Genomic DNA, 21064 nt, shown 5'->3' with positions numbered 1-21064 from the left:
GTGAAGACGAACGCGCCGGCCCCGCGAGATGCGGGACCGGCGCGAGCCGAAGCGGATGCGGCTCAGCCGCCGAGCTGGATCAGCTTGTCGACCGCGGCGGTGAGCCGGCTGTCCGCCTCGCCGTACTTGGTCCAGTCGCCGGCCTTGAGAGCGGCATCGCGGTCGAGCAGCGCCTGTCGGGCATCCTGCAGCGCGGCCTGGTAGTCCGGGCTTCCGGTCGCGCCACCGGACGAGCCGTCGCTGCCACCGGTCTGCTCGGGCGAGGGAGTCGTCCCCGGATCGGGCGCGACGTCCTGATCACCCGCGTTGGCGCCGGAGTCGCCTCGGTGCTATCTCGCAGCGTCTCGCGGGGTGGTGAAGACGAACGTCTCATCGGTGATCGAGCGGGTAGGGCCAAGGGTGAGCAGGTACGGGATGACGAGCAGGGCGCCGAGCGGTCCGGCCAGCCGACGCGAGCACACGAGACCCGCTGCGAGGATAGCACCCGAGCGCAACCACACCGTCCACCGTGCGCGGCGCACGGTGGACGTGTGGTTCGCGCTCGGGTGCTATCTCGCAGCGGGTCTCGTGATGCTCGCGTCGGCCTGGCCGGGACCGCTCGCGCCCTGCTCGTCATCCCGTACCTGCTCACCCTCTGGCCCTACCGCTCGATCACCGATGAGACGTGCGAGCGCGCCACGGTCGGGTGGGTCGGTTCCTGTGGCTCAACCAGCTGGGCGGCTTCGGCACGACCCTGCTGCTCATCTGGTACGCCATGCTCACCGCCTGACGCGCGCCCCGCATCCTCCTCTCCGCACCGCGAGACTGCATCTCGAGCACGAGATCACGGGTAAGTACCGTGATCTCGTCGCGAAGATGCAGTCTCGCGGGGTGGTGAAGACGAACGCGCCGGCCCCGCGAGATGCGGGACCGGCGCGAGCCGAAGCGGATGCGGCTCAGCCGCCGAGCTGGATCAGCTTGTCGACCGCGGCGGTGAGCCGGCTGTCCGCCTCGCCGTACTTGGTCCAGTCGCCGGCCTTGAGAGCGGCATCGCGGTCGAGCAGCGCCTGTCGGGCATCCTGCAGCGCGGCCTGGTAGTCCGGGCTTCCGGTCGCGCCACCGGACGAGCCGTCGCTGCCACCGGTCTGCTCGGGCGAGGGAGTCGTCCCCGGATCGGGCGCGACGTCCTGATCACCCGCGTTGGCGCCGGAGTCGCCGCCGAACAGCGCGTTGAGCGCTTCGTTTAGGGTGTCCTCGAACGCGACCTCGGTGCCGAAGGCGACGAGCACCTTCTGCAACTGGGGCAGCTGCGTACCGCTGGAGGCCTGCACGAACACCGGCTGCACGTACAGCAGTCCGCCACCGACGGGCAGGGTCAGCAGGTTGCCGTTGATGACGTTCGACTGGCCCTGCTTCAGGATGTTGATCTGCGCAGAGATCCCGGGATCCGAGTTGAAGGTGTTCTGCACCTGGCCGGGACCGGGGATGGTGGCGCCGGCCGTGATCTCCAAGAGCCTCAGCTTGCCGTAGTCGGGGCTCTTCACGCCCGCCTGACTGCCGGCATCCGAGTCGACCGAGAGGTAGCCCATCAGGACGTTGCGCGACTCCGTGCCCGTCGACTGCGGGATGAAGCTCGTGAACATCGAGTAGCTCGGCTCGTCCTGACCCGGCATCTTCATGCTCAGGTAGTACGGCGGCTGGTTGACGTCGGGGTTCTGCGGGTCGGCCGGCGTGGACCAGGCGTTGTCGCGCTCGTAGAGCGACTGGGCCGTGTCGACGTGGTACTCGCCGAGCATGGCGCGCTGCACCTTGAACAGATCGGTCGGATACCGCACGTGGCTCATGAGGTCGGCGGACATGTCCGAGACCGGCTTGATCGTCGTCGGGAAGACGTTCTGCCACGCCTTCAGCAGCGGGTCGGTGTCGTCCCAGGCGTAGAGGGTGACCTTGCCGTCGTAAGCGTCGACGGTCGCCTTCACCGAGTTGCGGATGTAGTTGACGTTGTCGAGCGCGACGCGCGGAGTCGGGTTGTTCGCGTCCTCGATGGCCTGCGACATGCTCGTCGCCGTCGAGTACGGGTACTGGTCGCTCGTCGTGTAGCCGTCGACGATCCACACCACGCGGCCGTCCACGACGCTCGGGTACGGGTCGGAGTCGAGAGTGAGGTACGGCGCTGCCTTCTGCACGCGTACCGCGGGGTCGCGGTCATACAGGATCTGCGACTTCTCGTTGATGGAGTCGGAGAAGACGATCTGCTCCGACTGGAACTTCAGTGCGTAGATCAGGCGGTTGAACATGTTCCCGATGGACGGGCCGCCGTCGCCGTCGAAGGTCGTGCGGGTGTCGTTGCCGCCGTCGCTCGCCGACGGGTAGTCCAGCTCGATCGGCGTCGTGCCGTCTGGCGCACCCACGATGGAGTACGCCGGGGAGTTCTCGCCGAAGTAGATCCGCGGCTCGTACTTCTCGTCGGTCAGGAACCCGGATGCGGGAATGCTGCCCTCGATGAAGACGGGGTCGCCGTCGGTCGTGCGCTCGTTGCCCTTGGCGACCACGAGACCGTAACCGTGGGTGTAGACGAGGGTGGAGTTCTGCCACGACGCCGCATCGCCGAGACCAGCGGTGTTCACCTCGCGCACCGAGACCACGGTGTCCTGCGTCTGACCGTCGATCTTGTACCGGTCCACATCGAGCGGGTCCTCGAAGCGGTAGTACGGGCGATACTGCTGCAGCTGGCGCACGGTCGGCTGGATGATCGCGGGGTCCATGATGCGGATGGATGCGGTCGTCTCGGCGTCCGAGCGCAGCTGTCCGGGCTCGGCATCGGTCTTCGCGTCGTACGACGTCGTGTCGAGACCCTCGATGTTGAACGCCGCCTTCGTCGCGTCGAGGTTCCGCTCGAAGTACGGCATCTCGAGCGTGCGCTGGTTGGGCCGCACCTGGACGGTGTTGAGGATCCACGGGTACGCGACCCCGACGACGAGCGAGGTGACCACCAGCAGCGCGGTCGCGATCAGCGGGTAGCGCCAGCGTCCGATGACGGCCGTGACGAAGAAGAGGACGGCGACGAAGGCGGCGACGATCGAGAGGATCGTGAGCCCGGGGATCGTCGCGTTGACGGTCGTGTAGCTCGCACCCGTGATCCGGTCGCCCGCCTGCGTCAAGGTGCCGAAGCGGTCGAGGAACAGGCTCGCGCCCTGCAGCAGCAGGTAGAGACCGGCGATGATCGCGAGCTGGATGCGGGCAGGCTTCGAGATGCGCAGTTCGCGCTGGCCGATGCGCACCGAACCGTACAGGTAGGACACGAGCGCCGTCACCAGCAGCGCCACCAGCACGACGGCCGAGGCGAAACCGACCGCCCCCTGGTAGAACGGCAGCGCGAACAGGTAGAAACCGGTGTCCATGCCGAACTGCGGGTCGGCGGTGTCGGTGTGCACGCCGCCCAGCCAGAGCGCCGCTGTCTCCCACTGCGCGGAGGTCGCGAAGCCTGCGAAGAAGCCGAAGAAGACCGGGATTCCCCACATCGCGAGGCGGCGCAGCGGCTCGACGACCTCCTGGTACCGGTCGAGCTGGGAGCTCAGACGCACATAGACCGGGCGCAGCCGATACGCGAGCTGGATCGTGATCCAGATGGGGATGGCCATCCCCAGGAAGCCGACGACGAACATCGCCGCGCGCCAGAGCCACTGCGTGGTCAGAACCGACGAGTAACCGAGCTGGTCGTACCAGAGCCAGTCGGCGTAGAGGCTCGCGAAGAGGAAGAACGCCACCGCGAGCGCCGCGATGACGGCAAGCGAGATCGCGATCACCCGCCGGGATCTATTGACAGGGACGGGCGTCGGCGCTGCGGTCGAAGTCACCCCTTCATCCTACGAGGGGCATACGCCGACGGTCGCCGTGAGCCCGCTATGCACGGCGATCGGTCAGCTGCAGGTGGGAAGCGCGTCCAGATCGGCGTCGGAGGAGATCGCACCCAGCACGTCCACGGCGTCATCGAGCGTCGACACCGAGAAGACCCGGAGACCGTCGGGGATGTGACCCACGACCTCGTCGCAGTTGCTCTCGGGGGCGAGGAAGTACTGGGCACCCGCGTCGTGCGCGCCCCACAGTTTCTGGCGGATACCGCCGATGGGTCCCACCTGCCCGTCGGCGCTGATGGTTCCGGTCCCGGCGACCTGCGCGCCTCCGTTGAGCTCGCCCGGTGTGAGCTGATCGATCATTCCGAGTGCGAACATCATGCCCGCCGACGGCCCCCCGACGTTGTTGAGCTGCACCTGCACGTCGAAAGGGAAGGTGTAGGAGACGGTGAGGGTGATGCCGATCTGCCACACGCCCGCGGCCTCGCCCGTCCCCTCCTGCGGTGTGACCGTGACGGTCTCCTGAGCACCGCCGCGGTCGACGAGGACCTGGACGGGGGCGCCTGCGCCGTCGTTGATGATGCGCCGCAGACCCTCGGCGGTCGTGACAGCCGTGCCGTTCGCCTGCAGGACGCGATCACCCGCCTGGAGCTGACCGCTCGCGGGCGATCCGTCGGCGACGGCGGTGACTTGAAGCTGCGGGTTCACGTCGTAGCCGAGATGCGTGAGCGCGGCGGCGGTGGCATCCGCCTGCGAGTCCACCATCATCGCGGTGTTCTGCTCCGACCGCTGCTCGCTCGTCTGCCCGGTCGGAAAGATCTGCTCCATCGGGACGACGGCCTTGGTCGGGTCGAACCACGCGACGGCCGCATCCAGCCAGGACAGCCGCTGCTCGGGCGAGCCGACGACCTGCACGGTCAGCAGGTCCAGCGATCCGTCCGTGGGATAGGTCTCGGCACCGTCGATGGCGATCAACGGCACGTCCTTGCCGTCGGCGTCGGTGACCTCGCCGAGCGTGTTGTAGACGGGCCCGGGACGCTCGATCACGTACGGGCTCGGCAGGAAGGACATCCCCAGCAGCGCCAGCAGAGCGACGACCAGCGCCCAGATTCCGGCCACCGCGCCCCGCGGCATGCGTCGACGCGGCGGCTCGGGCGCGAGCGCGCCGGGGGTCTCGAACAATGTCACTGTGCCTCTTTCGTCGGCCGTTCGCGGCCGGCGTACGGCGAAGTCGTGTTCGCCCGGCTGTGCGATGTATCCCTGCGACTAGCGTAGAACGGGACGTTATCCCCCGGCTGAAAGGCGCCTGACGTGGCAGACGAGGACGACCGGAGCCCCGAAGACCAGTTCCAGGAGCTGCTTCGCCAGCTGTTCGGAGCCGACGGTCTCGACCCGGAGCAGCTACGACAGCTCCAGCAGATGGGCATCGATCCCGCGATGATGCAGCAGATGATGGGCCAGATGCAGCGCGCCTTCACGAGCTCGGACGGCTCCATCGCGTGGGACGCGGCCGAGCGTCAGGCTCTGCACATCGCGAACCAGAGCGACCTCGGCGTGGCCGCAGGATCCCGCAGCGACCTCGACCAGGCCTTCTCGCTGGCCACTCTGTGGCTGGGTGAGGCCACCACGATCTCCGAGCTCGCCGAGGCGCCTCGCGCTCTCACCCGCGGCGCCTGGGTCGAGGCGACGATGCCGGTCTGGCGCGAGCTCGCCGAGCCGGTCGCCACGAGCATCGCCGACGCCCTCACGGCGACGCTGGCCGAGCAGGCCCCGGAGGACATGCAGGCCATGCTCCAGGGTGCAGGACGCATGATGCGCTCGATCGGCGGCTCGCTGTTCGCCACTCAGCTGGGCCAGGTCGTCGGGCGACTTTCCATGGAGGTCGTCAGCGGCGGCGACGTGGGGCTTCCCGTCATGCCCGCCGGTGCCGCGGCGATCCTGCCGCAGAACTTCGCCGACTTCGGCCAGGGTCTGGAGATCCCCGAGGACCAGCTCGCGCTGTACGTGGCGACACGGGAGCTCGCCCACGCCCGCCTCTTCCGCCATGCCCGCTGGCTGCGACTGGATGTCATCGCCCAGGTGACCGAGTTCGCCCGCGGCATCCACGTCGACACGAGTCGGCTCGAAGAGCTCGCGGAGCGGTTCGATCCCAGCCAGCCCGAAGAGCTGCGCCAGGCTCTCGAGAGCGGCGCGCTGCTTCCCGAGCGCACTGAGCAGCAGGATCTGGCCCTCACCCGCCTCGAGACCCTTCTCGCGCTCATCGAAGGCTGGGTCGACATCGTGACCGCCGACGCGACCCACCGGCTGCCCAGCGCCGACCGCATCGCGGAGGTCGTCCGGCGCCGGCGTGCGGTCGGCGGTCCCGCCGAGAAGGCGCTGGGCTCTCTCGTCGGCCTCGAACTGCGTCCACGGCGGATGCGGGAGGCCGCGGCGATGTGGCGACAGGTCACCGACGCGGTCGGTGTCGCCGGTCGCGACGCCCTCTGGGACTATCCGGACCTGCTCCCTGGCGCAACGGACATCGACGACCCGACGGCACTGATCGAGCGACTCTCCGCCCGTGCGCGGGGCGAGGCTCCGGAGCGGGATGCGATGGACGAGGCTCTCGAGCAGCTGCTCGCCGAAGAGGAGGGCGGTGAGGGACCCGAGGGTCCCCGTCCCGTCTGATCTCTCCTCCCCAGCCGGCCCGCACGCGGCTCCGGCGGTGTGGACAACCGCGGCGTCGGTGTCGGCGGGAACAGAATCGGGGCATGCTCCGACTCGATCCCGCCTATCCGCCGGTGTGGCGCGACGAGCGCACGCTGCAGTTCGGATACCCGGCCCGCGTCGAGATCACAGCGGCGGAGCCGTGGCACGAATGGCTCGTGCATGCGCTTCGCGCAGGTGTCAGCGCCAACGACGCGATGACCCTCGCCGCCTCGCTCGGGGCCGACCGAGCGGCCGTCGCCGACATGCTGGAACAGCTCGCGCCCGTCCTGTGCTCGGACGCTCCGCGCACGCGCGTGGGCTTCGAGGTCTCGGACGCCATCGACGGCGCCGTCGCCGTCGCCGTGATCCGACTGCTCGACACCTCGGTGGAGCTCGTGACCGATCCCGACGAGCGCTGCACCGTCATCATGCTGGAGTCGTTCGTCGCGGACCCCGGACGCTATCGCGGGCATCTGCGGGACGAGCGGCCGCACCTGCCGGTCATCCTCGCCGGCGACCAGGTGCACGTGGGGCCCCTGGTCACGCCCGGCGACGGTCCCTGCCTCGCGTGCGAGGCCGCGCATCGTCGTGACGAGGATGCCGCGTGGCCGAGCATCGCGGCGCAGCTCATGTCCCAGCCCGCGCCGCCGGTGACGGCGGCGCTCGTCGGCGAGGCCGTCGCCTACGCCGCGCGCCTGCTCACCGGTCAGTTGCCGCCGTCGGCCGCCCGGCGCCGGATGACGTTCGCTGCTTCCTCACCCCACCGGCGGTCGGCCTGGCCGGTCGTTCATCCAGCGTGCGCGTGCCGATCTCTTGCAGAAATCTCGACGGCTGACGCGCCTGACGCGCCGACTGCGATGCCCACGAGAGCGACAGCGTACGCGCGGCCCGCGTGATGCCGACGTACGCCAGCCGCCGCTCCTCGTCGATCTGCTCGAAACCCTGCGCGTAGGAGATCGGCAGCAGCCCCTCCGACAATCCGACGAGATGCACGTGGTCCCACTCCAGCCCCTTGGCCGCGTGCAGCGTCGCGAGGGTGACCGTGGCCAGCGAGGGCTCGTGCTGGTCTCGAGCCCTGGCCATCAGATCGTCCGTGAACGCGCGCAGCGTGGTGTCCTCGGGTTGCTCTACGGCGAGCGCCAGCAGCGCGGCGCGCGCCTCCCACGCGTCGCGCAGGGCCCCGCCGACGGCCGGCGGCTCGTCGGTGTACCCGCATCCGCGAAGCACGTCGCGAACCGTGTCGCGGAATCCTCCCTGCATCGGCGCCACCGTCGCGGCCCGCAGCGCCATGACGGCCTGGCGCACCTCCGGCAGGTCGAAGAAGCGTTTGCCGCCCATGACACTGGTGGGAACGCCCGCATCCGCGAGTGCCGTCACGAGCTCCGCCGACTGGGCATGAGCCCGGTACAGCACGGCGATCTGGCGCGGATCCACCCCGTCGTCGAGCTGGGAACGGATGCGGGCGGCCACACCCGCGGCCTCGTGGGCGTCGTCGTCGAAGCGGGTCACCGTGGGCACGGGAGAGTCCGCGCCGCGGTCGGTGACCAGCTGCAGCGCGCCGGGACGGCCTCGCATGAGAGCGTTGGCCACCCGGAGCACGGGCTGGTCGCTGCGGTAGTTGTGCTCGAGGGTGAAGCTGCGCGCGTCAGGGTGGTGCCTGGGGAAGTCCAGGAGGTAGTCGGCGCGCGCGCCGGCGAAAGAGTAGATGGTCTGGCTCGCGTCGCCCACGACGCACAGGTCTCGTCGCTCGCCGAGCCACAGCTCGAGGAGTCGGTTCTGCAAGGGCGAGACGTCTTGGAACTCGTCCACCGTGAAGTGCCGGTACTGCTCGCGCACCGACTGGGCGACGCGCGGCTCCGCCTCGATCATGCCCGCGCAGGCGAGCAGGACGTCCTCGAAATCCAGCTGATGACGTTCGTCCTTCAGCTTCTCGTAGGCGGCGTGCAGATCGCGGATCTGTCCGGTGTCGAGTGTGCCGATCGTGACGGGGCGCGTGCTGCCGATCTCGTCGATCCGCTGCATCGCGACCTTCCGCTGCTCGATGTGGGACGCGACGTCGCGCAGCGTCGCGGTGTCGAGGTGCAGACGCTGCTGCTCCGCCGCCTGCGCGAGAAGGCGAACCTTGTTGTCGACGATGCGCGGGGCGGGGGCGCCCGCCACCTGCGGCCAGAAGTAGTTCAGCTGGGACAGGGCGGCGGCATGGAACGTGCGTGCGGCGACACCCACGATCCCGAGCGCGCGCAGGCGCCCACGCATCTCGCCGGCCGCCTTCGCCGTGAAGGTCAGAGCCATCACACGGCCCGGTGAGTACGTGCCGCTGTCGACGCCGTAGGCGATGCGCCGCGTGATGACGCGGGTCTTGCCGGTGCCCGCTCCGGCCAGGACCCGCACCGGTCCCCGCACCGCCATCACCGCCGCGTGCTGCTGCTCATCGAGTCCGGCCAGGATGTCGACGCTCACGCGCGCTCCTCGTACCACTCGCGGATCAGACGCCAGGAGATGGATGCGGAACCGGGCAGCACGACCTCTCCCCTGCCCTCGAGCGCCTCTCCGATCTCCTCGCGCGTGAACCAGCGGACCTCGACGATCTCGTCGCCGTCGGGGCGCGCCGCGTCCGCCACCCGCGCGGCGGCATGGAAGCCGAGCATCAGCGAACGCGGGTACGGCCAGGCCTGGGATCCGCGATAGCGCACCCCGACCAGCTCCACCCCGGCCTCCTCCGCGACCTCGCGGGCCACGGCGTCCTCCAGCGACTCGCCCGCCTCCGCGAAGCCGGCGAAGCAGGAGTACCTTCCCACGGGCCAGGCGGCGTTGCTGCCCAGGAGCAACCGATCCGGATCGTCGGCATCGTGCACCGCGACGATGATCGCGGGGTCCGTGCGCGGGAAGTGCTCTCGCCCGCAGTGCGGGCAGTGACGGGCCCAGCCCGCCTGACGCAGTTCGGTGCGCGTACCGCAGAACGGGCAATACCCCTGTTCACGCAGCCAGCTGCTCAACGCCACGGCGGTCGTCGCCGCATCCGATTCCGCCTGCGGAAGCAGGCCGCCGATCTCCCGCAAACGGGCGAACGGCTCGGCCACGGTCTCGGTCAGCGCCGCGAGCACGCCTCGCCCATCGGCTGTACGCCCGAGGAAGGCCCACGCGGATGCGGTGACTCCGGCCGCGTCGACCAGGCGCAGACGGGGGCTCTCGGCGCTGCCGGAGATCGACACGAGGTCACCCGCCACGGCCAGGGCGAGGGTCGTCGCGTCGGCGCGCAGCCTGTCGACCAGCGCCGGATCCTGCCGCTCGTCCGCGGCGCGCCGGAGTGGGAACAGAGCCTGTGCACCGGTGTCGGAAACGCTCACCGATACCTCCTCGACGGGCGTGGCGACCGGCTCGGGCCAGGGGTGGACGCCTACCCTGAGTGCATGCCACGCTCACCTCTCACTCTAGCCGCGTCGGTGACGGCGGCTCTCCCGGAGGCCGTCGTCGTGAGCGCGGGGCAGCTGGGCAGCACAGACGAGGCCGGCACCGCCGCGGCCCTCGTTGACCTCGCCGACGGTCGCCGCGTCGTGGTACGCGTGGCGGGAGACGACGAAGCCGGTCGCACGGCTCGCGCCGACGCCCGCGTGCTCTCCTCGCTGAGCGCCGGTGTGCGCAGTCTGCTCCCCTTCCGGGCCCCCACGGTACTGGGCGAGACCTCGATGGGTCCCGACCAGGTCATCGTCACCGACTACCTCGTCGGCTATCGCGTCGACGCCGCCGACCTGCCGCCTGGTCCCGGGTTCACGGGACTCGTCGGCCGAGCGATCGCCGCCGTGCACGACCTCCCCCTGACGGTGATCCGCGCCGAGGGCTACCCGGTGCGCTCCGCGCAGCAGGTGCGCGCCGACGCCCGGCGCCTCGTCGAGCGCGCGGACGACACCGGTCGCCTCGTGTCCGAGCTCCGGGAGCGCTGGCTGAGCCTTCTCGACGACGACGCCGCGTGGCAGTACGAGCCCACGGTCGTTCTCGACGGTCTCGATGTGTCCTCCTTCGTCTTCGACGACCTGGACGGGACGCCCGAGGTGGTCGCCCTTCTCGACTGGCAGGGCCTGTCGATCGGGGATCCCGCGGTCGACCTGAGGTGGCTGGGGTCCGCACCGGAGTCGGTCGAGGGCGTTCACGCGGGCTACACGGCCGCGTCGCATCACTCGCCCGACCCTGCCCTGATCTCCCGTGCGCGATTGTTCGCCGAGCTCGAGTTCGCCAAGTGGCTGGTGCACGGCGTCGACCGGGGCGACGAGTTCGTCGTCGAGGACGCCACGAAGCTTCTGGTGTCCCTCGCCGATGCGACCGCGGGCACCGACCTCGTTCGGACCGGTTCCGCCGATGTCGACGACGCCATCGCCCTTCTCGGGCGGGTGCCCGAGACCGAGCCCGCCGGTGGGCAGACCTCGATGCAGACCGACGCCTACGACCCGGTCGAGCTGGGCGCGTACCTCGCGGAGGAGCAGGACCGATCGGGATCTGGGTCTGCGGAAGGCACGCCGACGCTGCCGGTCGACCTCTCCGAGTGGACGGGACGGCCGCAGCCTGCGCACGAGGACACCGCCGACACCGCGGAGGACGACGAGGCGAGCCGCGAGGAGACCGCGCGCGCGTCCCGCGAGGCGCTGCGCCGCTGGACCGAGGGCTGAGCGGGCTCGAGCGCCGGATCAGTCGCGGATGACGAGATCGTCGGCGACATAGTAGAGCGCCACGTCGATCTGCTCGATCGGGACGCCGTGCCGGGCGTGATACGCCTGACGGTACAGCTCGAGCTGCACCAGACGCTCACGTCGCTCGGACTCCGAGCGCGGAGCGCGTCCCGTCTTCCAGTCGACGATCTCGATGCGCTCGCCCCGACGGTAGACCGCATCCAGCTTGCACACCACGACGTGGGGCCGTTCGTCGAGGCCGATGTAGCGGAAGTCGATCTCCGTCTCGACCTCGATGGGCTGGAGCGCCCCCCATTCGCTCGCCTCGAAGATCTCGACGAGACGATGGAAATCCGCATCGTCTCCGCCCTGCTCGGCATCGGTCGACCAGAGCGGGTCATCGAGCGAGGCGGAGGCGCTCACTCCTGAGCGGCGTTCCACCCACGCGTGGAACCGCGTGCCGAGCGAGGTCTCTCGATACGGCCGCTCCGGCATCGGGCGCTCGAGCGCCGCGACGGCGGCGTCGTAGTCGGTGACGAAGTCCTTGTACGCGGATGCCGGGATGCGCACCGGCGCACCGGAGCGCGCGGGTCGCAGGCGTTCGGTGCGCTCGGCGAGCAGCAGGGCGAGCTCGTCGTCCGCCTCGCCCGGGTCCGCGCGCGCGGCCTCCACCGCCGCGGCGGCATCGGTCACCCGCGGCCTGCGCGCGCCGAGGGCGTCGAGCGGCCAGTGCAGTGTGCGTGCCGCATCCGCCAGCGGGTTCTCGCCCGGATCGATGCGGGGATCGCCCTGATCGAGCGCCTCCGCGATCTCCACAGTGAAGCGGCTCAGCTCGCGCGGCTTCGTCGTTCCCGCCCAGGGCGATCCGCTCAGCAGCAGATGGTCGCGCGCGCGGGTGACCGCCACATACGCGAGACGCCGATCCTCCTCGAGCGCGCGGTCCCGGTGGGCGTCGACGAACGCGGTGCGGCGATCACGCAGCTGCTGCTGGCTCTCGGCGCTCTGCCACGGATACAGCGGCAGCCACGCGGAATCCCCCCGGAAGACGTAGGGCAGCACCCCCGCGCCGAGCCAGCCTCGCGTCTCCTTCGGCGTCGAGGGCAGCTCGCCCTCGACGAGCCGGACGACGGCGACCGCATCCCACTCCAGCCCCTTCGAACCGTGGATGGTCAGCAGCTGAACCACGTCCGACTCCGGCGGATCGGTCCGCGGGGCCAGGTCGTCGCTGCGCTCGGCGTGCTCGAGCCAGGCCAGCAGGCTCGTGAGGGATCCGTGTTCGTCGGCCGCGAGGAACGCGTTGACCTCGTCGACGAACGCGCGCACCTGGGCAGCGGCCGTGCGCGCCGGCCCGCGGCTCTCGTTGGCGGCGAGCTCGATGTCGAGCCGCAGCTCCACCTCGATCGCGCGCACGAGCTCCGTCAGGGGCAGTGTCGACGCGACCTGCCTGAGTCCGGCGAACACCGCCGCCGCCTCGCGCAGTCGATCCCGCGCCGCGGGGGTGAACGTCTGGAACCAGGAGTGTTCCGGGCGGAGCCTCGTGAACAGATCGAGGGCGTCGATGAGCGATCCGGTCTCGATGCGTGCGCTCTGACGCAGCCGCGCCAGCAGATCCGGCTCGCCCTCGCCGGCAGCCTGGGAACGCACCTGGCGTCGGGCGAGATCGTTCAGAGCGGACAGGTCAGCCAGCCCGATCGCCCATCGCGGACCGCTCAGCAGGCGGATGAGAGCGGAGCCCTGCGTCGGATCGCTGACGACGCGCAAAGCGCTGACGATGTCGACGATCTCGGGCGTGCTCAGCAGTCCGCCGAGGCCGAGGATGCGATGCGGGATGCCGTGACGGGCAAGTGCTTCGGCGAAGCGCGGCATGTGCTTCTTGGCCCGGAAGAGCACGGCGCCCGTCGTCGAGCGTCCCTCGGCGCCGCGCACGCGGATCACCTCGGCGAACCAGCGCGCGACCGCATCCGCTTCGCTCTCCAGGTCGGGCTCCGTCACGATGTCGACCCGCCCGTCATCGGCGCCGGGCCTGGCGCGAAGGGTGCCCACAGCGACCGCGCTGCGTTCCGCGAGCGGCGCCAGCACCGCGGTAGCCGCGCGCAGCACGGCGGGAGCGTTACGCCAGCTCGTGAGCAGGTCGAAGCGGGCGCACGTGCCGTGGCTCGAGAAAGCCGCTGCGAAGCCCGCCAGGTTGCCGGCGCTGGCGCCGCGCCACCCGTAGATCGCCTGGTGAGGGTCGCCCACCGCCATGACCGCCGAATCGGCGAACAACCTCGACAGCAGCAGGCTCTGTACGACGGAGGTGTCCTGGTACTCATCCAGCAGCACGACGCGGTACTGCTCGCGCAGCTCGTCGACCAGCCTCGGATCGCCCCGCACGATCTCGTAGGCGCCCGCGACCTGATCGGCGAAGTCGATCACCCCGGTCCGGCGCTTGTTCCGGTCGTACTCGCGGGCGAGGCGCGCGTAGAGCGGGAGCTTGCCGACCGCTGCGACGTCGTCCAGCACGTCCTTGTAGACCGTGGTGCGCGCGCTCTCCGAGGGGATGTCGACGACGCGGGCGAACCTCTCGGGGAATCGTTCGAGGTCGTCGAGATCGACGAGGTTGTCGACGGCGTCGCGCGCGATGCGCAGCGCGCGATCGACCAGGGTCCGCAGCGACTCCTCGGTCGTCTCGAGCTCGGGATCTTCCGACGCGAGCACGGTGCGGCGCATCAGCAGCCAGGCGGCGGACTCGGACAGCACGACCGCCTCCGCGTCGCGCCCGATACGGGCCGCGTGTTCGCGCACGATGCCGTCGGCGAAACTGTTGTACGTCGAGACGGTGGGCCGATCGAGCAGGTCGTCGGCGTCGGCGGCGGGCGCGGTGTCGACGGCGTGCTCCTCGGCGAGGCGATCCAGCAGTCTGCGTCGATCGTCGTCGGATCCACTGGACCGCTCGATCTCGCCGAAGCCCTCCAGCTCGCCCCGATGGTGGAGCTCCTCGAGGCTGCCGAGAAGACCGCGCCGCTCGAACTCCGCGAGACGCGCCAGGCGACGCTGGATGCGCTCGGCCAGCTCCCCCGCCGCCTTGCGCGTGAAGGTGAGCCCCAGGATCTGGTCTCGGCGGACCAGACCGTTCGCCACGAGCCACACGACGCGACCCGCCATCGTCTCGGTCTTGCCACTGCCGGCTCCCGCCACCACGAGCGCCGGCTCCAGATCGGACTCGATCACGGCCGCCTGCTCGGCCGTCGGAGGGAACTGCCCGAGGGCGGCGGCGATCGCCGCCGCCCTGATCAAGCCGGTCACGGGGCGCTCACCGGCGCGACGGTGTGGATGCGGCATACGCCGTGCGAGAAGTCGTCACGGCAGTGCGTCTCGTAGTGCGCCTCGAAGGAGCGCGCACTCATCGCTGTCGCCGCAGCGTTCAGTCGGCCGAGGAAGGCGGCGCGCGCCGCATCGTCGAGGGGAGGCTGCGTGGGCGTCGCGAAGATCGACCGGGACGACGTGGGCTGCAGGACCAGCAGCTTTGCCCCCGCGCTCTCCCGCCCCTGCGCGTCGGGCACCATGCCCGCATCCACCGCGACCTGGTAGGCCGCCAGCTGGGCGTTGTCGGCGACCTTCGCGTCCGTGCTCGCCACGGATCGCCCGGTCTTGAGATCGACGATCTCCACGCGCCCGTCGGGCAGGAGCTCGACGCGGTCGATGGTTCCCGACAGCACCATGGGCTGAGCCCCGTCGCCCGCCGGATGCGGCAGCGCCACCTCGAACCTCGACTCGGCTCCCAGCAGCATCCCGCCTCGTGCCTCGAAGTCCCGGAGGTAGGCCGAAAGCCGCCGGACCAGGTCTCGCGCGCGGTCCCGTTCGACGCGCTCGCGCCACGGCGCATCGAACTCCAGTTCGTCCCAGCGCTCTTGGACCGCTCGCCAGAGCGAGTCCTCGTCCGGCCCCGCGGTCTCCATCGCATGGTGCAGGAGCGTCCCGAGGCCGGCCGTCGTCTCGGTGCGCGCACCGCCGAGATCCGCGATGACCCAGTCGAGCTGACAGGTCTCCAGCGCTTCGAGTCGCGAGGGCGAGAGTCGCACGGACGTCTCCGCGGCGTCGTGCAGCGGAGCGTCTGACGTGGCGGGAGGCATGCCGTACCACTGCGCGGGTGCGGCGCCGGCGACGCGGGCATCGGCCAGATGAACGAGCTGCCGCGCCGCGTGCGAGCGCGCCGCAGGGGCCGTCGCGGTGGTCAGGGTGCGCCGGTGGGCGGCAACGAGTCCTCTGAGCGACAGCGGGTGCCGGGTGGGTGCGGGCTGGGCGTCCGGCAGCAGCTCCAGGAGCGGACTCGGAACCGACGTGTCGTCCGAGACCGCGGTCACCACCACACGGCCGCGCGCGCGGGACAGCGCCCGGGCGAACAGACGCAACTCGTCGTGCAGTACCTCTCGTCGCCGATCGCGAGTGCTCGGAGCGGCCGCGCCGATGCGGGCCTCCGCGAGCCGCCATGCCTGCAGCAGAGTGCCGCGCAGACGCGTGTTGGGCCACACGCCCTCCTGCACACCGGCGATCACGACCGTGTCGAACTCGGCGCCCAGAGCCGCCGCCGGCGTGAGCACCTGCACCCGCTCCCGGCGGCTCGGCGGGGCGAAGAGATCCTCGGCCACATCGCTGTCGAGCACGCCGCGCACGAACACCATCGGATCGCGGGGGCCGCCTTCCTCGGCACGCTCTCCGAAGCGTTTGGCGGCTTGGAAGAGCGCCACGACCGCATCCAGGTCGCGGTCGGCCTGTTCGGCGAGCGGACCCGATCCGCGGGCGAGCGTCGACCATGCGGACTCGAGCCCGCTGCGCGACCACGCGGTCCACAACAGCTCGTGAGCCGTGGCACCGCGCCCGAGGTCGTCCCGCAGCCGCGCGAGCGTCTCGGCGATGGCCGCGGCACGCGATCCCTCGCGTGTGCCGAGCGCCTCCAGGCGCGCGGGCTCGTGCAGCGCCTCGACGAGCAGTTCCGCGACGGGTCGCGTCCCCGCCACCAGCACCTCCGCGCGGCGCAGCGCCGCTCGGAGCCTGCGGAGGTCCACGGGGTCGAAGCCCGCGGACAGGAGCGTCTCTGCCGGATCGATCTCCTCCGCGGCCGCGCGGACGACCGTGAGCAGACGCCTCACGCTCCCCCGGGTCCCCAAGGGCTCGACGAGACCCGGCGCGCGCGCAGGCACCTCCCGCGCACCGAGCTCTGCCTCCAGGGTCGCGACCTGCCGCGAGTCGTGGGCGATCACGGCGCAGTCGGCCCACGCCACCCCGTCGCGCAGGTGTCGCTCCCGCAGCACCCTTGCGATGAGGTCGTGCTCCTCGGGCGCGGAGCGCGCGAGATACACCCGGAGGCTCTCATCGACGGGCGCCCCCTGCGGAGCCCGCCGGTGGGCGACGACCCCCGCGGCGCCGATCCTGCTCGTGACGCGCCGCACGGCATCCGTCTGCAGAGCGGTTCCGCGATGGGCCCGCTCGAGCACCGCGGTGCGTCCGAGGGAGGCGGCAAGACGCGCGAAGTGCTCGGGACGCGCACCGCGGAAGGCGCCGGAACCGATGTCGGGATCGCCGAAGGCCGTGACCGCGATCCCTCGCTCGTGCAGCGCCTCCAGCAGAGCGACGGCGCCCGGGGTGAGCTCCTGCGCGTCGTCGACCAGCACGGTTCGCAGGCGCCGCACGGCAGCGAGTGCCGGGTCTGCTGCCTCGAGCCGGCCGAGCAGCGATACGGCCTCGGCCACGAGCCCCGCCGCATCGCGGTGCGAGGAGCGCAGATGACCGCGGGCATCGTCGTACTCGACGAGGAACGAGCTGAGCGCCTCCCACACCGGCACGCCTTCGGATGCGGCCAGCCCAGCGAGCTCCGTCGCGTCGATGCCCCACGTGGTGCATTCGGCGAGGAACGCCCGCAACTCGCTGCGGAAGGCTCGCGAGGAGCGCACCGCGGCGCCGAAGCCTTCCGGCCAGCGGGATGCGGCGCCGTCCTGCTCGTCGAGTTCATCGCCGCGCAGAAGATCGTGCACGATCTGGTCGTCGTCCGCTCCCGTGAGAAGACGCGGCGCGGGGCGGTCATGGCGCACCTCGTGGGTACGCACGATCTCGAACGCGAGAGACGCGACCGACCGGGCGGGCGCACCCGATCGGGCACCCGTCATCGCGAGCGACAGGCGGTCGCGCAGCGCGGTCGCGCTCTGGCGTGTCGAGGTGAGCACCAGCACCTCGTCGGGATCCAGTCCTCGGGCCGTGAGCTGCGCCACACGCGCGATCAGCAGGGTGGTCTTGCCCGATCCGGGCGCGCCGACGACCACCAGCGACCGGTCCGCGTCCGCGTCCAGCACCGCCCGCTGCGAAGCATCCCAATCGGGCGTCTCGAACACCGGCTCGGCGTCGGCGGCGGCGCTCGCGGAAGCGGAGAGAAGAGGCATCGGCAAAACGGTAACCCGCCCCGGCGACACGAGCCCGAAGCGACGCGTTCGCCCACAGCGTGCACCGTCAGCCGCCCCGCCGGGCATCGGCATTCTGCGGTGCCGTAGAGTCGGAACGTCCCCGAAGACAGACGAGAGAGGCGACATCCGTGGAGATCCGCATCGGCATCGCGAACACCGGCCGCGAGCTCAACTTCGAGACCGACCAGGCAGCCGACGACGTGAAGAAGTCGCTCGCCGACGCCCTCGGCTCGGGCGCTCCGTTCGTGTCGTTCTCCGACACCAAGGGAAACTCCTACATCGTCCCCGCCGCGAGCCTGGCCTACGTCGAGCTCGGCACCGAAGAGGCCCGTCGGGTCGGCTTCGTTGCCTGAGCGATGGAGATCCTGCTCGCGCTGATCTACGGCGCGGCCGTGGGCACCGCGGCGCATTTCGCCCTCCGCGGCCGTGAGCTGCGCGGCGTCGCGCTCGCGCCGATGATCGGGGCCGTCGTCAGCGGTGCCGCCTGGCTCGCGCTGACATGGGCCGGCACGACCACGGCCGAGCCATGGCTGTGGCTGGCCGCGCTCGTCGCCGCCCCGGTCATCGTCGTGCCCGTTCTCGTGGTCGTGGAACGCGTCCGCTCGGCGCACGATGCGCGCCAGCGCCAGCGCCTCCACATCGGCTGAGCGGATGAGCGCCTCCGCGGTCCGCCTGATCCGGGCGGAACAGCTGAGCGGTGTGGCCGAGTACGCCTACGCGGCCACCGCTCCCGCCGGCACCCGTCTGATCTTCCTGGCGGGAGCGTGCCCTCTCGCCGACGACGGTTCCACCGTCGCGGTCGGCGACTATGCAGGTCAGGCGTCTCGATGCGTCGAGACGCTCATCGAGGCCCTCGCGGCCGCCGGCGCCGAACTGCACGACGTGATCAGCACCCGCGTGCTTGTCGCCTCGGCACGCCAGAGCGACCTCGTCGCGGCGTGGGAGGTCGTCAGGGACGCGTTCGGCGATCATGACGTCCCGAGCACCCTGATGGGCGTGACGGTGCTCGGCTACGACGACCAGCTCGTCGAGATCGAGGCGGTCGCCGCCGTCGCGGACTGACACCGGCCGCGCCGCCCGTCAGGACGAGAGGCCGAGCGACTCCATCCGACGCGCGTGCGCCGCCATGAGCTCGGTGAACACCGGCTCGACGGTCTCCTGGATCGCCGTCGGATTCTCGGTGCCCTTCAATGCCGCGCGCGCGATCAGCAGGGTGTCGCCGACGAGTCGGCGTCCCCACAGCGCGAGCAGAGACGGCCACTCCTCGCTCTCGCCGAGGGTCTCACGCAGGATGTCGACGAGCGCGCTGCGGGCATCGTCCGCCTCCAGCGCGCGAGCGACCCGCAGCCCCGTCTCGCCGTAACTCGCCGAGAGGGCGAGGTAGAAGTCGTCGAGCATGCCCGCGGTCAGGTGCACCGAGAGCATCGTCTCCGGCCACCGCACGCCGTGCACCTGGGCGCGGAACGCGTCGAGCGGCTCGCGGAAGGGCAGCATGAGCGCGGTCGGATCCTCGTCACGATCACGGATGACCGCGACGAGCTCCTCGTGCTTGCGCAGTGCAGCGCCCGCGGCGCGCGAGATCGCTTCTTTGCGGGCGAGCTCGGGCGTCAGCGCGATGAGCTCGGTGAGCGTCTCGAAGAAGCCGAGCTGCAGATAGGCGGCCTGTCCGAGGAAGGTGTCGGTGTCGGGGGCGAGCTCGGCGAAGTCGACGCGCGTGATGCCGTCGTACTCCCCCCGTGAGCGCAGGCGCAGCGTGCGACCCGCAGGCCTCGAACGACGTCGGAACCAATCCCACACACGACCAGCCTAGAAGGTTCCCTGCCCGCGCGCCGGAGCGCCAGGCGGACCCGAGGGCGTGCTCCGGTATCCTGGTGGGGTCCCGGCATCGGATCGGGACCTGCGCGCCTGGGGCTGACAAGGGCGCGGACATCCGGCGGCGCGCCCCGCGCCCACAACCAGACAGGTGCATATTGTGACGACCTTCGCCGAGCTCGGCGTCGACCAGGACATCGTCGACGTTCTCGCCGCTCGCGGCATCGCCGACGCGTTCCCCATCCAGGAGCAGACCATTCCGCTCTCCCTGCCCGGGCAGGACATCATCGGCCAGGCCAAGACCGGCACCGGCAAGACCTTCGGCTTCGGGATCCCCGTCGTGCAACGCCTCGGCGCCTCGCCGGAGCCCGGCGTGAAGGCCCTCATCGTGGTTCCCACGCGCGAGCTCGCGGTGCAGGTCTACGAAGACATGGACCTGCTGACCTCGGGTCGCAGCACCAGCGTCGTTGCCATCTACGGCGGCAAGGCCTACGAGGGCCAGATCGACCAGCTGAAGGCCGGCGCGCAGATCGTCGTCGGCACGCCGGGCCGGCTGATCGACCTCGCGAACCAGCGTCTGCTCGACCTCTCCCACGCGACCGAAGTCGTCCTGGACGAGGCCGACAAGATGCTCGATCTCGGCTTCCTGCCCGACATCGACAAGATCTTCTCCAAGGTGCCCGCGGTGCGCCACACACAGTTGTTCTCCGCCACCATGCCGGGGCCGATCGTCGCGCTCGCGCGACGCTTCATGTCCAACCCGATCCACATCCGCGCCAACGACCCCGATGAGGGTCTGACGCAGGCGAACATCCGCCACCTGGTGTACCGCGCCCACAGCCTGGACAAGGACGAGATCATCGCCCGCATCCTGCAGGCCGAAGGTCGCGGCAAGACCGTCGTGTTCACGCGCACCAAGCGCGCGGCGCAGCGCCTGGTCGACGAGCTCAACGACCGCGGCTTCAACGCCGGCGCCGTCCACGGCGACATGAGCCAGGAGTCGCGCGAGCGGTCCATGGCGGCCTTCAAGGCGGGCAAGAAGGATGTCCTCATCGCGACGGATGTGGCCGCGCGCGGCATCGACGTCGACGACGTCACGCACGTGATCAACCACACGATCCCCGACGACGAGAAGACCTACCTCCACCGTGCCGGCCGCACCGGCCGCGCCGGCCGCACCGGCATCGCGGTGACCTTCGTCGACTGGGAGGACCTGCACAAGTGGGCCCTCATCAACCGCGCCCTCGAGTTCGGACAGCCCGAGCCCGTCGAGACCTATTCGTCGAGCCCGCACCTGTTCACAGAGCTCGACATCCCCGAGGGCACCAAGGGGCGCCTGCGCAAGGCCCCCGCCACGGCCACCGTCACGACCGTGTCCGGTGACGCACCCGCCGCAGACGGCGCGCCGCGCAAGCGCCGCCGTCGGCGTACGGGCTCGGGCTCGGGCTCGGACGCATCCGCTGCGCCCGCCGCATCCGGTTCCGAGGCGCCGCGCACGGATGGTGGCGGCACGCACGACGGCGGCGGTGCCGAGCACCATGACGGAAAGCCCGCGGCGCGGCGTCGGCGGCGCCGGCGCGGTCCCCGCCCCGACGCATCGGCCCCCTCGGCCTGAGAGCTCGCAGCGCGCCGGTCC

The 21064-nt window shown here is 70.8% G+C and carries 13 protein-coding genes; 6 read left to right on the top strand and 7 right to left on the bottom strand.

The genetic code is table 11. From position 1 onward, the window contains the following. Positions 1-935 precede the first annotated feature (935 nt). Together QE377_RS14655 and QE377_RS14650 are read right to left on the bottom strand one after the other, a co-directional pair. Entirely contained in the window at positions 936-3836 is a 2901-nt protein-coding gene (locus QE377_RS14655; RefSeq protein WP_307324626.1) for a UPF0182 family protein, read from the bottom strand. A gap of 63 nt (positions 3837-3899) precedes the next feature. Continuing rightward, complete coding sequence (locus QE377_RS14650) at positions 3900-5021, bottom strand: PDZ domain-containing protein (RefSeq protein WP_307324624.1); 1122 nt, start codon at positions 5019-5021, stop codon at positions 3900-3902. A 123-nt stretch (positions 5022-5144) separates the two neighbouring features. On the opposite strand from QE377_RS14650, the gene QE377_RS14645 reads away from it, so the two are divergent. Continuing rightward, positions 5145-6500: a zinc-dependent metalloprotease gene (locus QE377_RS14645; protein WP_307324622.1), complete on the top strand. Its 1356-nt coding sequence runs from the start codon at positions 5145-5147 to the stop codon at positions 6498-6500. 720 nt (positions 6501-7220) lie between these two features. Here QE377_RS14645 and QE377_RS14640 read toward each other — a convergent pair. After that, positions 7221-8981 carry an ATP-dependent helicase gene (locus QE377_RS14640; protein ID WP_307324620.1) on the bottom strand — a complete coding sequence of 587 codons (1761 nt, stop codon included), beginning with the start codon at positions 8979-8981 and terminating at the stop codon, positions 7221-7223. Continuing rightward, on the bottom strand, positions 8978-9868 hold the full coding sequence (gene nudC / locus QE377_RS14635; RefSeq protein ID WP_307324618.1) for an NAD(+) diphosphatase: 891 nt from the start codon (positions 9866-9868) through the stop codon (positions 8978-8980). The genes QE377_RS14640 and nudC overlap by 4 nt, the downstream gene beginning before the upstream one ends. 63 nt (positions 9869-9931) lie before the next feature. On the opposite strand from nudC, the gene QE377_RS14630 reads away from it, so the two are divergent. Further along, on the top strand, positions 9932-11182 hold the full coding sequence (locus tag QE377_RS14630; RefSeq protein WP_307324614.1) for a phosphotransferase: 1251 nt from the start codon (positions 9932-9934) through the stop codon (positions 11180-11182). Positions 11183-11200: 18 nt separating this feature from the next. On the opposite strand, the gene QE377_RS14625 is transcribed toward QE377_RS14630, so the two are convergent. Both QE377_RS14625 and QE377_RS14620 read right to left on the bottom strand, forming a co-directional pair. After that, entirely contained in the window at positions 11201-14503 is a 3303-nt protein-coding gene (locus QE377_RS14625) for a UvrD-helicase domain-containing protein (protein WP_373459537.1), read from the bottom strand. Next, the gene (locus QE377_RS14620; protein ID WP_307324607.1) at positions 14464-17595 is read right to left on the bottom strand and encodes an ATP-dependent DNA helicase; all 3132 of its coding nucleotides are present in this window, start codon (positions 17593-17595) and stop codon (positions 14464-14466) included. Before QE377_RS14620 ends, QE377_RS14625 begins: the two co-directional genes overlap by 40 nt. Positions 17596-17744: 149 nt before the next feature. Between QE377_RS14620 and QE377_RS14615 the strand changes: the two genes are divergently transcribed. Genes QE377_RS14615 through QE377_RS14605 form a run of 3 tightly spaced genes read left to right on the top strand, consistent with a single transcriptional unit; the run spans position 17745 to position 18678 of the window. Further along, on the top strand, positions 17745-17969 hold the full coding sequence (locus tag QE377_RS14615; RefSeq protein ID WP_307324605.1) for a DUF3107 domain-containing protein: 225 nt from the start codon (positions 17745-17747) through the stop codon (positions 17967-17969). A 3-nt stretch (positions 17970-17972) separates the two neighbouring features. Further along, a complete protein-coding gene (locus QE377_RS14610) occupies positions 17973-18263 on the top strand; it encodes a hypothetical protein (RefSeq protein WP_307324601.1) in 291 nt (96 codons plus the stop codon). 4 nt (positions 18264-18267) lie between these two features. Further along, positions 18268-18678, top strand: a complete 411-nt coding sequence (locus QE377_RS14605) for a RidA family protein (RefSeq protein WP_307324598.1) — start codon at positions 18268-18270, stop codon at positions 18676-18678. Between the two features lie 18 nt (positions 18679-18696). On the opposite strand, the gene QE377_RS14600 is transcribed toward QE377_RS14605, so the two are convergent. Further along, positions 18697-19413 (bottom strand): ferritin-like fold-containing protein, encoded by a 717-nt coding sequence (locus QE377_RS14600; RefSeq protein ID WP_307324596.1) that lies wholly within the window; start codon positions 19411-19413, stop codon positions 18697-18699. Between the two features lie 175 nt (positions 19414-19588). On the opposite strand from QE377_RS14600, the gene QE377_RS14595 reads away from it, so the two are divergent. Next, positions 19589-21043, top strand: coding sequence for a DEAD/DEAH box helicase (locus QE377_RS14595; protein ID WP_307324593.1), 1455 nt, complete (start codon positions 19589-19591; stop codon positions 21041-21043). The last annotated feature ends 21 nt before the right edge of the window (positions 21044-21064 follow it).

The organism is Microbacterium sp. SORGH_AS_0862 (assembly GCF_030818795.1).
Classification (GTDB): domain Bacteria; phylum Actinomycetota; class Actinomycetes; order Actinomycetales; family Microbacteriaceae; genus Microbacterium.
This window is presented reverse-complemented; position numbering and strand designations above follow the sequence as displayed.